Annotated in this window: 15 protein-coding genes; 14 read left to right on the top strand and 1 reads right to left on the bottom strand. The window is 50.6% G+C overall.

Annotation, left to right across the window (positions count from 1 at the left end; genetic code table 11):
• Positions 1–507: 507 nt before the first annotated feature.
• The gene (locus NHG65_RS26995; protein ID WP_499183517.1) at positions 508–870 is read right to left on the bottom strand and encodes a helix-turn-helix domain-containing protein; all 363 of its coding nucleotides are present in this window, start codon (positions 868–870) and stop codon (positions 508–510) included.
• Positions 871–1140: 270 nt separating this feature from the next.
• Between NHG65_RS26995 and NHG65_RS26990 the strand changes: the two genes are divergently transcribed.
• From NHG65_RS26990 to NHG65_RS26925, 14 genes are all read left to right on the top strand, one after another.
• Positions 1141–1596, top strand: a complete 456-nt coding sequence (locus NHG65_RS26990) for a transcription termination/antitermination NusG family protein (protein ID WP_040118337.1) — start codon at positions 1141–1143, stop codon at positions 1594–1596.
• A gap of 79 nt (positions 1597–1675) precedes the next feature.
• On the top strand, positions 1676–1900 hold the full coding sequence (locus tag NHG65_RS26985) for a hypothetical protein (RefSeq protein WP_040118338.1): 225 nt from the start codon (positions 1676–1678) through the stop codon (positions 1898–1900).
• Positions 1901–1920: 20 nt separating this feature from the next.
• Entirely contained in the window at positions 1921–2589 is a 669-nt protein-coding gene (locus NHG65_RS26980; protein WP_040118339.1) for a lytic transglycosylase domain-containing protein, read from the top strand.
• Between the two features lie 9 nt (positions 2590–2598).
• On the top strand, positions 2599–2892 hold the full coding sequence (locus NHG65_RS26975) for a TrbC/VirB2 family protein (RefSeq protein WP_040118340.1): 294 nt from the start codon (positions 2599–2601) through the stop codon (positions 2890–2892).
• A 9-nt stretch (positions 2893–2901) separates the two neighbouring features.
• Entirely contained in the window at positions 2902–5649 is a 2748-nt protein-coding gene (locus tag NHG65_RS26970; RefSeq protein ID WP_414060594.1) for a VirB4 family type IV secretion/conjugal transfer ATPase, read from the top strand.
• 11 nt (positions 5650–5660) lie between these two features.
• Complete coding sequence (locus tag NHG65_RS26965) at positions 5661–6383, top strand: TrbJ/VirB5 family protein (protein WP_032490876.1); 723 nt, start codon at positions 5661–5663, stop codon at positions 6381–6383.
• A gap of 14 nt (positions 6384–6397) precedes the next feature.
• A complete protein-coding gene (locus NHG65_RS26960) occupies positions 6398–6691 on the top strand; it encodes an EexN family lipoprotein (RefSeq protein ID WP_032490877.1) in 294 nt (97 codons plus the stop codon).
• Complete coding sequence (locus tag NHG65_RS26955; protein ID WP_032490878.1) at positions 6684–7685, top strand: TrbL/VirB6 family protein; 1002 nt, start codon at positions 6684–6686, stop codon at positions 7683–7685. Before NHG65_RS26960 ends, NHG65_RS26955 begins: the two co-directional genes overlap by 8 nt.
• A gap of 69 nt (positions 7686–7754) precedes the next feature.
• Complete coding sequence (locus NHG65_RS26950) at positions 7755–7892, top strand: hypothetical protein (protein ID WP_032490879.1); 138 nt, start codon at positions 7755–7757, stop codon at positions 7890–7892.
• The gene (locus NHG65_RS26945) at positions 7885–8568 is read left to right on the top strand and encodes a VirB8 family type IV secretion system protein (protein ID WP_032490880.1); all 684 of its coding nucleotides are present in this window, start codon (positions 7885–7887) and stop codon (positions 8566–8568) included. Before NHG65_RS26950 ends, NHG65_RS26945 begins: the two co-directional genes overlap by 8 nt.
• Positions 8568–9464: a P-type conjugative transfer protein VirB9 gene (gene virB9 / locus NHG65_RS26940; protein ID WP_032490881.1), complete on the top strand. Its 897-nt coding sequence runs from the start codon at positions 8568–8570 to the stop codon at positions 9462–9464. The genes NHG65_RS26945 and virB9 overlap by 1 nt, the downstream gene beginning before the upstream one ends.
• Positions 9461–10741 (top strand): VirB10/TraB/TrbI family type IV secretion system protein, encoded by a 1281-nt coding sequence (gene virB10 / locus NHG65_RS26935; RefSeq protein ID WP_040118347.1) that lies wholly within the window; start codon positions 9461–9463, stop codon positions 10739–10741. Before virB9 ends, virB10 begins: the two co-directional genes overlap by 4 nt.
• A 10-nt stretch (positions 10742–10751) precedes the next feature.
• A complete protein-coding gene (gene virB11 / locus NHG65_RS26930) occupies positions 10752–11780 on the top strand; it encodes a P-type DNA transfer ATPase VirB11 (RefSeq protein ID WP_040118348.1) in 1029 nt (342 codons plus the stop codon).
• The gene (locus NHG65_RS26925) at positions 11767–12171 is read left to right on the top strand and encodes a cag pathogenicity island Cag12 family protein (RefSeq protein ID WP_071704395.1); all 405 of its coding nucleotides are present in this window, start codon (positions 11767–11769) and stop codon (positions 12169–12171) included. Before virB11 ends, NHG65_RS26925 begins: the two co-directional genes overlap by 14 nt.
• The last annotated feature ends 48 nt before the right edge of the window (positions 12172–12219 follow it).

Raw genomic sequence — 12219 nt, 5'->3', positions numbered from 1 at the left:
GCCCGCCCGCGCTTATGGCGAGGAAGAGGGGTTGTTTTAGGTTATGCATTTGCTATAATCCTTTTCAGGCGCCGCGCCTGCTTTCGACCCCCTGAATATCCCTCGTTCCGCCAAGTTCGTCAGGATTTCAGGGGGTTTTTGCATTCAGGGTGTGGCTTTTGCCTATCACCCTTTCCCTAGACGCTATTACCGGGAACGTCCCACCCGTATGAATACTTGTAAACGCAGGTAAATTACCACGTAGTGAAGCAACGATCAATTCCCCCACCAAAAGATCCCGCAAAGAACATATCTAATTTACCTAATCAATTCATACAGATATTGAGTCTCAACATTATTAATATTGTGAATATCAACAGGGGTTTTCTCTTGCCTATGTAGGTTCAGAGTGAACGCATTTCTTTGTTAATTCAGTGGAAATTCGCTTCCTCGCTTTGAGTGTTCGGTGCTCGCCTATGGCTGCGCTCCGCCTCAATCAAAGGCTGCGGCGAGCGTTGCCCCTTCCCATTAGTCCTTCATACAGTCATTGAATTGGCTTAATAATCTTCGAACTTCATCACGTTGTTCACGTAATTTTTTATTCTCAACCAATATATGGTTGAGGGGATTATCATTACAATTCATTAGCTTACGATGATTCTCTAAGATGTTTTTAGCTACCTCGTCGTCAACTGTATAAAAATAGTACTCTGGATACCCCAAAACCTTGGCCACTCGAAGAATAAAGTCAAAAGGCGGGGTAAAACGTCCTGCCTCATAATTCGATATTCTAGAACGACTATTTACACTCTCTATTTCAACCAGTTGCGCTAGTTTTTCCTGTGAAAGACCAGCCAACTCACGAGCTTCTTTTAACCGTTTTGGCACCATAATACTCACCTTTTTTAGCTACTGATCATATCGGGTGAGTAGTTCGCTAGCGTTTCGTAAATCAAAACACACCCATTATGTTTTGATTTACGAAACATTAATGTTATTATCTCTAAAGTGTTTTAGGTTGACGCAATAAAACAACTGGATATAATAGCAGCACTGTATTTATATCCAGTTGTTTTATCATGTTTATGAGTACGTTCGTTCTAGTTTTCGCCAAGCTAGAGCGGCGGAAAATGGGGGCTTATGCCCACAAGGATGGGAAACATGAATTTATGGTATGTGTTGTACTGCAAGACTCAGGATGTTGACAAAATAACTAAAAGGGTCAAAAGCTTAGGCGTTAGTGTTTTTTGTCCTCGTTATGTAAGAGTCTCTCACCGAACCGACTGTAATTCGGTTCGGATCGACGAAAAAGTGTTGTTCCCTAATTATTTGTTCCTCTCTTTTGATATCAACAAAATCCATACATCAACGATTTCCTCTATCCCTGGGGCCATCGGCTTCATTCGTTTCGGTTCAGATGCCTGTACGGTTCCCCAGAAAGTGATATCCGCGATTGAATGCGCCCGCTTGATAGCGCTGAACAATGATGATCAAGCTATTGAGTGCCGTAATATTTCGCCCGCTTTGCTGCTAAAAATTCAGGAAATCTCGCTTATCAGGTCGATAGAACAACGGCAGGTTGCCTTTTCACACCTTTTACAATCGTCCAACCTTTAAACCCAACCTCATTCTTTTATACATACCGGCACTGCGGGCAATAGCCTGCGGTGCCTTTTTAATAGGAGTAGCCATATCCATGCCGAAAAAGAAGTTGGGCGAGCCAACGAGTACGGCGGTGATTTACATCGGACAGCAGCGTTACCAACTGTTAGCAAAACATGCTCGTGAAATCAGTTATTTATCCAACACCAATATCAAGACAACAACATTCCTTCACTACTTGATTGATGAATTCACCAAAAAAGGCCATGCCTCACTGCTTAACCAGTTGCAGAAGGCTCCCCCCACTGAAGAGGAATAAACCATCTAATAGGAGGACACATGATTTCATCCGCCGTGCTTCTGACTCTGGCCATGCAATGCGCCCCAACCATTCACCCGGATACATCGCATGATGTAGCCAGAGTTGAGTCGGGGTTAAACCCCTTTGCTATTGGTGTTGTAGGCCAGAAAAAAGGGCTTTTCCCCAGCAACATAAACGACGCTCTTGATCATATCGACCAGCTCAAGGCGAAAGGTAAAAATTACTCAGTTGGTCTGATGCAAATCAACCAGGCTAATTTTTCCCGTTACGGTGTCACTGCAAAACAACTGTTTAATCCCTGCACCAACCTGACCGTCTTCGAAAAAATCATCACTGACTGCTACCTCCGGGGCGGCACCCTGAAAAGGGCGCTGAGTTGCTATTACTCCGGCAACTTTGATACCGGCCAGAAGCCCGAAGCCGCATTTTCCAAAACCAGCTATGTACAGCGGATGGGTTACAAACCCGCGCAAAAATATGTCGTGCCTTCCAGCAAGGCCGATCAAGAAAAGCAAAACGCCACACCAGGCAATGCAGCACCCACGCCGCAGATACGTTACCCCAAAGGTATTGTACGCGGCGATCTCATCACCTCCGACACGCAAGTGTCACCTAACCAGGCTACACCCGTTTCTTTCCCGTCACAGGTTGTGCGGGGGGAGTTTGTAGTCATTACATCTAAATAAGGAAATATCATGAAAATTTTACGCTCTATTAAAAATGCTCCTGCCTACCTTGCTGCTGTTGCGGCCTCTGCTGCCATGTCCTCACCGGCATTCGCGGACGGGTTCGCCAAAGCCGAAACGTTGCTGGAAAAAATCTCGTCTGGCCTCACCGGTCTGGCCATCGTCACCATTACCATCGCTGTTATCTGGGTGGGTTACAAAGTGTTATGGGACGGCAAAAGCCTTCACGACTGTAAAGGGATCATCATTGGCGGCATTCTTATTGCCAGCGGTGCAGAAATCGGCGCTCTGTTGATGAGCTAAGGGGCGGAAATGGTCACGCTGAATAAAGCCCTGACGCGCCCCGCTATGCTGTTTGGCATTCCGATGGTGCCGTTAGTTATCGTCAGTGGGGCAATTATCCTGCTGGCGATATACCTCACTAAACTTTTGTTGCTGTTCCTGCCGGTAAGCTGGTTTGTCATGAACCAGATGGCTCGAAAGGATGCCCACATTTTCGGATTAGCCTTTTTAAAACTGAAAACGCGGGGCAATAAGACGTGCAACACCCACTACGGCGCAACGGCGTTCCTGGCGAACGACTACGACGCCGTAGACATCACGGAGTTCATCAACACTATGCGACTTAACGAACGGGTCACGCTCACCAAGCACATTCCGTATTCGTCGCACATTCATGAAAACGTCATTAAAACCCGAGGTAGCGACCTGATCGCAACGTGGGAAATTGGCGGAACGGCGTTTGAATGTGATACGGAAGAAAATCTCGACATACTGTCTGGTCAGTTTAATAACCTGATTAAGTCCTTTGAAGGGCGACCGGTGACGTTTTACGTTCACAATATCCGTGAAACGTACCACGATCACTTTGACGGGCATTCGGGTAACGATTTTGCCGATACGGTCAGCGAACGGTACTACTCGACGATTGAAAACCATCCTTTCCGCCATAATCGCCTGTTCTTCACCGCCTGTTATATGCCCTTTGTCGGACTGGATAAGGTCGAGCGCAAACGGATGTCCGACGGACAGAAGCAACATGCGTTAGACAGTGCATTAAAAGAGATGTTGGAGATCTGCCAGACGGTCGGCACGTCCCTGTCGCGTTTCACCGCGAACCAACTCGGGGCGTATGAAGAAAATGGCCGCGTGTTTTCGTCGCAACTGTCTTTCTATCGGCGGCTGTTAAGCGGCGTCTGGCAGAAAACAGCCGTTACGCGCACGCCATTTTATGAAACGCTCGGCACAACCGACCTGTTTTTCACCGGCGATGCCGGGCAAAGCAATAACGTAAACGGAAAGACCTTCTTCCGTGGGCTGGAAGTGAAAGACTACGCGCCGGAATCCTTCACCGGGATAATGAACGTGTTGCTGTATGCCCCGTGTGACTATGTGATCACCCAGTCTTTTACCTGTATGGCGAAAGATGAAGCGCAAAAGCACATCAAGCAGACGGCCAAGCGTTTACGCAGCACGGAAGATGATGCCATTTCGCAGCAGGAAGACTTATTTGTTGCCCTGGACATGTTGCAGGCCGGACACATTGCCTTTGGTAAATATCATTTTTCCCTGATGGTATCGGCACCCGGTACAGAACGGCTGATTAAAGATACAAACAGCCTGATCAACGCCTTCACCGATCTGGGTATCACCCCGACGCTCTCCACGTTGTCGCTGCCCGCTGCCTACCTGGCACAAATGCCGGGGGTGTACACGCTAAGGCCGCGACTTGTCCCCATCAGCAGCCAGAATTTTGCAGAACTGGCGTCATTCCATAACTTCTATACGGGGAAACGGGATAAGAACCCCTGGGGTGAAGCGCTTTGCGTTCTCAAAACCCCATCGGGCGGGGCGTATTACATGAACCTGCACAACTCAATGCTCAATAAGGATGATTTCAACGAGAAAAATCTAGGCAATACCAGCGTTATCGGCACCGCCGGTTCGGGCAAAACAATGCTGATGGCATTCATTCAGGTCATGATGCAGAAATATCGGCAACCCCGGAGTTTTTCGCCGCAGGCTAAAACGCAGCGTCTTACTACCGTTTATTTTGATAAGGACAGGGGGGCAGAACTCAACGTAAGGGCGTTGGGTGGCCAGTATTATAAGGTGAAAAGCGGTGAGCCTACCGGCTGGAATCCCTTCCGGCTTCCACCGACCAAACGCAATCTGAACTTCATCAAGAAGCTGATGCGCATACTCTGCACCCGCAACGGACAAACCTTGTTCCCGCGCGACGAGCTGCGTCTTAGTCAGGCAGTGGATGCGGTCATGAAGGAGCTACCGGCTGAACACCGTGGGTTTGGTATTACCCGGCTGTTGGAGAACCTTACCGAGCCGCCAACGAAGGAAGCGCAGGAAAACGGGTTACGCGTCAGGTTGTCACAGTGGGCGCAGGGTGGCGAATACGGCTGGGTTTTCGATAATGCCCTGGACACCTTTGATATTGGCGAATGCGACAATTTCGGCATCGATGGCACGGAATTTTTGGACGATGCCGACGTGTGTGCGCCGATTTCGTTTTACCTGCTGTATCGCGTCACCAGCTTGCTCGACGGGCGACGCCTGGTGATCTTAATGGATGAATTCTGGAAATGGCTCAACGACCCGGTCTTTTCTGATTTCGCCTTTAACGTGCTGAAAGTCATCCGCAAACTGAATGGCGTGTTTATTCCTGGCACACAATCACCGGCTGAAATACTGATTAACCCGATATCTCCTGCCGTGGTGGAGCAGTGCGGCACGCAAATTTTTACGGCAAACCCGAAGGCTGACCGCAAAGACTATGTTGACGGCCTGAAAGTCGCCCCGGAAATCTTCGATATCATCAAGAACCTCGATCCGCTGTCACGCCAGTTCGTGATAGTGAAAAGTCCTCTGAAAAAAGGTGACTTACGCAACTTTGCGGCACTCGTCACCCTTGACCTGTCCGGGCTTGGTACTTATACAAAAGTGTTAAGTAGCAGCGCTGACAACCTCGAAATTTTTGACTCTGTGTTTCAGGACGGCATGAAGCCGGACGACTGGCTGGAACGCTACCTGCAACTCGCACTCTGAAAGGAAATAACATGAAACTGAAAACTCTGTCTGCCGCCTATATTGCGGGGGCTTTGCTGTGTCCATCACTGACAGCCTATGCCGGTATTCCTGTCATGGTTGATGCTGATCCATTACGTCAGATTCAATACGCGACCGACGCCCAAAACTGGCTTAAAACGGTGGAACAGTATAAATCCCAGCTTAATGCCTACAAATCGCAACTGGCGACCGCGACCGGCGTACGCAACGTGCAGGACTTTTTGAGCCAGGCTAAGGGGCTGTCGAATGACCTTAAAAACCTGCAAAAAAACGGCATTTCACTCAACGACCTGCTGACGAACTCCGGCGGGTCATACAGCAGTGCGCTAAACGGCTTGTATAGCAAGTACAAGATGTTTGACACCTGTGATGCTACGCAGACACAAAGCTATGCTGATACCTGTAAACAAATCGTCATTAACCGGGCGGTGGCCGTCGAAGATACCACTGCGGTACAGGAGAAGATCAACAGTACGGTGAGTGATATTTCTACCCTTGTAAGTCGTATAGAAATGTCGCAAGACGCTAAAGAGTCACAGGATTTGGCGAACACCATAACGTCAAAAAGTGTACAGTTAAACGCTCTGACCACGCAGTGGGAAATGAGCGTGAAACAGTCGGAACTACGTGATCAAATGCTGACATCGCAGCGACAAAAGGCAGGCCAGCAGCAGCAACTCAACGCACCGGTGGCCGATTTGAACAACTTATAACAAGGATTTTTCATATGACGATCAATAACCGCACTATTTTATCCTCCCTGCTTGTTTTAAGCCTGTTTGCTTTAGGTGGTTGTGAAGAGAAAAAAACTGAAGAGTGGTATATGGCTCATCATGACGAATTAATAAAAGACTATGCCGATTGTTTGAAAACCCAAACATTCAGCAGTGAGCGGTGCATCCCTGTTGTGAATGCTTCCAAAAGGTCAATGAATGAGCCTGACGTTGTAGCTGGACTACAAAAAGTGCAAACAGAGTACGTAAAAAGCAGGATGCATCCAGAGAATAAAAGTCATGAGTAGCGAAGGTGTTTTCTCTGGAATGGATGCCGCTGTAATGAATGGCTTAAACAGTGTTTTACAGGGGCAAATGTCCCTGTATTCAACGCTGATGGCAGGATTAGTTACCGGTTCTGCCACTTTGTACATTCTTTGGCGTGGCTATCAGACACTGGCGGGGAAGCTACATACCCCGGTAGAGGACGTAGCGTGGGACTTGGCGCGAATGGGGATCATCCTAGCATTTGTCACTAATGCAGATGGCTACCTAGACGCCTCGGTTGCTGCCATTAACGGTTTAAAAGATGGTTTCAGCGGAAGTGAAAATGTCTGGGTTTTACTAGATACACTTTGGAGTAAAGCTCAGACGCTGGGGCAAACCTTATTTAACCTAGATAATTCAACCTATGTGCAACTCAATGGCGGCATTGCTGAGCTATTAGTTTGGGGGGGAACAATAGTAGCCTTAATTATCGCCACCATTGTTAATATGGGGGCTGAAATAATGTTGTTATTAATGACAACAACGGCACCCATATTCATTTTCTGCCTTATCTACGGTTTTCTGCGACCGATGTTCAATAACTGGCTCCAGGTAATCTTCACCGCTATCCTGACCCTCATGTTTTCGGCCTTATCTTTACGGATCGCGATTGAATACCTTAGTAACATATTGGACAAAGCAAGCGTCGGGGCTAATGCCAACAACATTGTAACGCTGGCCGCACAGTGTTGCCTTGCCGGTATCGGTTCCGGGTTCGTAGTCTGGTTATCGGCAAAAATTGCCGGTTCACTGGCAGGGGCTAGCGTACAGGGTGTGGTACAGGGCGCGGCTAAAATGGGGCTAATGGCAGGCGGGGGCGCAGCGAAAAAAGCCGCAAGTACCGTAGGAAAGCCCGTGGGGAATGCTTTAGGCAGTATTGGCGATAAGGCAGCGAATAACCTCAAAGGCTCATCGGCCAGTAATGCCAAAGCATCGGCAAAAGCCGCAGTGGAGAAAATGAAAGCCCAGAACTAGCAGATATCCCGCCACACCTGTTCCCATCGCACGACTCATTACTTTTTAATCCTTTCAGGAACCTAAACCATGAAACGCTTCATCATATTTATGATGTTGTGCACCCTTGCGGGCTGCGCACAGCAAAACCATTTCCCGCCGGATGTTTCCGGCGACCTTCAACCCGTTAATTCCGCTTCCGTTATGCAGGAGGTGAATAATGTCTGAATTACAAAAAATGCTGAATGCCTCGCAGTCGTTTGAAAAAGTGATGCTGACACGCGATGCGCGGGCTAAAAAACTCGCCTTTGTTATCGCCGCCGTCGCCACGGTATTTGCCTTACTTTCCGTTGTGGCCGTCATTGTCATGCTTCCGCTAAAACACACGGAGGTCGAACTTTACACCGTAGACAGCCACAGCGGGCGGGCGGAATACGTCACCCGAGTGAAAGAAAAAGACATTGCGACCGAGGAGGCAATGGCGAAAGCCTTCGCCGCCAATTACGCCACGCTCCGGGAGGGATACAACTATTTCGCCCTGCAAAGCAATTATGACACGGTGCAGCTCTTTAACAGCGGACAGGTCAATGCGGACTATCTTGCCTGGTTCGCCGGACAGGATGCACCCGACAAGGTGTATCAGAATGCGGCTAACGTGGTGGAAACTGAGGTCATTTCCAATATCATCAGCCAGGCTACCGCGCCCGATATGCTGGCAACCCTCCGACTGAAAAGAACCATCCGCCACGTTGTTGACGGCGCGACGCGCGTCGAATTCTGGAACGTTCGTCTGACATACCACTACGTGCCACACAAGGCGCTGACTGACGCGCAGCGTGAGAGTAATCCGCTGGGCTTCATCGTCACCAGTTACCAGCGTGACAAAGAACTGAGGAAAGAATAATGCGTAATCTATTCGTCATTCTCACTTTGATGCTCTGCTCATCGGCGTGGGGAGCCGCAACCCCGCAGGGTAGCCGGTACGACAGCCGTATGCAGCAGGTGGCGTACAACGTGCAAAACAGCACGGTGATCAACACCCGCGCCGGTTACGTCACCACGTTAGTTTTTGCCGATGATGAAGCGGTGATCAGTACCGAAGTCGGCTTCATTAAAGGATGGGCGGTAACAAAGGAGGCGAACCGCGTCTATATTCGCCCCGCCCCCATCACGCAGCCGGTGACGGATGCGGACGGCTCAACCGTCCAGCAGGCATTTTTACCCGAGTCGAAAGACTGGAAAACCAACCTGTTTGTCACCACGTCGGCACACTTCTACAGCCTGGAACTTAACGTACTCGATGAAGGCGCACCGGCAAGCAGTCTGGCGTTTGTTGTGACCTGGAATTATCCCGAGGCCAGCCGTAAGGCCAGCATGGAAGCCGTGAAGGCGCGGCAAAAGGAGCTGACGGAGGCGCAGGAAAAAAGCCGCATCGCCAAAGCGTTTAATGCCGCCACTACACCGCGAAACTGGAACTATGCGCAGCGTGTGAAGCAGGGCAGTGAAATGGCTATGCCGGACTTTGCCTATGACGATGGCCGCTTCACTTACCTGGGCTTTTCACCGCTGAAAAAGATCCCGAGTCCCTTCCTGCTCGTCAACGGCAAAGAACAAACGACCATCCCGTCGTTCTCGCAACAGGGAAACTATCGCGTGATGGTCGTTCACTCGCTGGCTCCAAAGCTGGTCTTACGCTACGGCGACGCCGTGGTGGGCATTGTTAATCAGGGATTTGGTCTGGCAACGGTCAGCAACGGCAGCACCGTTTCACCGGCGGTTAAACTGGAGGAAAAACCATGACGGATACGCAAAACCCAACGCCTCTCGATGGGAGCGAAAACCCTTCATCCGAGAGAGAAAAAACGGTGGCCGAGCTGGAAGTTGAAGCACGCGAACGGGCGCAGGCACAGCGTAAAGAGTCTGCGCCGGTGGAGGACGTTAAACCCGACCAACCCGAGGTAAACAGCCTCAAAAAGCGCGGTAAAAATCGTCTTATGACGCTGGGAATACTGCTTTTAGCGGCGCTTATCGTATTAGCCTGGATGGGTGACTGGGCTTATAACCATTTCATGAGCGCCCCAGCCCCCAAGGCTGAACAGGCAAAAACGGCACCGGATGATGTCAGTTACGGACGGAAACGTCAGGGCATGGGAATGGCTGAAAACCCGCTGGGGTTGCAGGACACAGCTTCGACCGATACCACAACAAACCTTCCTCGTGCCGCCGCTCCGCCCGTCTCATTTAACAAGTCTATGGCACTGGCGGCGATGGCCAGCACGCAAAGCAGCGGCCAAACCGCCACAGTTTCGCGCACGGCTGAACGCAGTACCACAGAGCACAGCGTATCTCCCGCGACCGCGCAACCTTATACACCTTGCACGGTGCCGCTGGTCATGGATGCCAGCGGAAAGCTGGCCTGTCCTGTCGGGGCGGAGGCATCACCTGGTGTGGCACCGGCAGTTTCCACCGTAACCGGCGTACAACGTATGCGGCTTGACCCGGATTTGTATATTCCGGTCGATACCTATATTCCCTGTACGCTTCAAACCCGCTTTGTGTCCGACGTTGCCGGGCGTATTTCCTGCCTGATATCTGAGGACGTTTACAGCGAAAGCACCCATGTACGGCTGATACCCGCAGGCACCCGCGCCCGTGGCGTCTACAAGACCGGCACACTCAATCACGGCCAGGCGAGGATGTTCGTGATGTGGACGGAACTCAGAACCCCGGACAGGCTAAAAATCCCGATGGTTGATTCTCAGGTCGTAGGCCAGCTCGGTGAGGCCGGTATTGATGGCTGGATCGACACGCATTTCTGGGAGCGTTTCGGCAACGCAATGATGCTCAGTACCGTGCAGGACGTCGCCGCAGCGGCGGCAAGTTCCGCCCCGTCGAAAGACCGCAATACCGATTACACGGAAAATTCACGCGCTGCCGCCGCTGAAATGGCAAAAACGGCGCTGGATAACAGCATCAATATCCCGCCAACCATCTACAAAAATCAGGGCGATATCATCGGCATCATGACCGGTTCAGACATCGATTTTTCAGGCGTCTACAGCCTGAAACTCAAATAAGGAGGGCATTATGGGCGTCAGTAACATTTCACTCGACCAGCATAAACAGCGCATGTTCGGGGATTTTCTTCACCTCGATGGCCTGACCGAAATCGCGGTAAACCGTCCCGGAGAGCTGTTTACCAAAATTCGCGGAGTATGGCAAAAACACCCCGTTCCGCTCACGCTGGCACAGTGTCAGACGTTTGCCACCGCGCTTGCCAACTATCAGGGCGACCATATTGATGATACGTCGCCGGTGCTGTCCGCCACGCTCGAATCTGGCGAACGTTGCCAGGTGGTGATGCCTCCGGCTTGTGAGCGAGATACGGTGTCGATCACTATCCGCAAGCCTTCCCTGATACAAATTCCCCACCAGTCCTATATCGACGGCGGCTTTTACGACCGGGTCACGGGTAAGGAGAAAACAGCAAGCCATGATGACGAGCTTTTACGTTTATACAATGCCGGAGCTATTCCCGCTTTTATGGAGAAGTGTGTCGAATATGGCAAGACCATCATCATCGTGGGCGGTACGGGGTCGGGGAAAACAACCTACCTGAAAACGATGATCGGGTATATCCCCGTCAACCTGCGACTGGTGACTATCGAGGACAACCCGGAGACGCGCTTTTACGGCCATGAAAATTATGTACATCTTTTTTACCCCGCCGATGCGGGGGAAAAAGCCATTGTGACCCCGGCCAGCCTGGTCAGGGCTAACTACCGCATGAACCCTGACCGTATTTTACTGGCCGAGGTGCGTGGAGGTGAAGCCTGGGACTGTTTGAAAATCATCGGCTCGGGGCATGAAGGGCTGATCACCTCTCTGCACGCTGGTAGCCCGGAAGAGGCCATTAACGGGCTAGCAGAACGCTGTTATCAAAACATGGAATGCCAGAACATCCCCTATTCGGTACTGCTGCGTAAGGTATTGAACAGCATTGATGTCATCGCCAGCATTGACGTGAGCGGCGATATTCGCCGCATGGGTGATATTTACTTTAAGCCGGTGCATCGCGCCGGTGTGATGGAGAATTTCAGGAATGAAACATTTTAAACCGCTGGTTGCACTCAGTGCATTGCTGGTACTCACGGGCTGCTCATCCCCGCCCGAACCGGCAGCCGTCGAGTGGGATAAGCCCCTTTCGCCGACCAACAGCACATTGCCTTTATGGCAGGAAAATACAGTTGTTACACCGTCGCCGGTCGTGTCCGGGCAGTGGTCGAGAGTGATCACGGATTTTCAGGATGAAGGGCAGATTTGGACGCCTGATGTCTGGTATGCCGTTGCTCATTCCCCACACGTTGCCGTCTCTGCGCCGGATGCGACCGCGTTCTTTGCTGCTAAAGCCTGGTTGAGACAACACGGTACACAAGGGCTTATCTCTTATCTTCCAAAAACTCACTGCCTGACCTGCAACACCACCGACATTTATTTTTCCCGATAACGGCGGTGAGACAGATTTTCAATCTGTTTTTCCGGCGTTGAACAACCA

The organism is Serratia myotis, from assembly GCF_027474885.1.
Classification (GTDB): Bacteria; Pseudomonadota; Gammaproteobacteria; order Enterobacterales; family Enterobacteriaceae; genus Serratia; species Serratia proteamaculans.
This window is presented reverse-complemented; position numbering and strand designations above follow the sequence as displayed.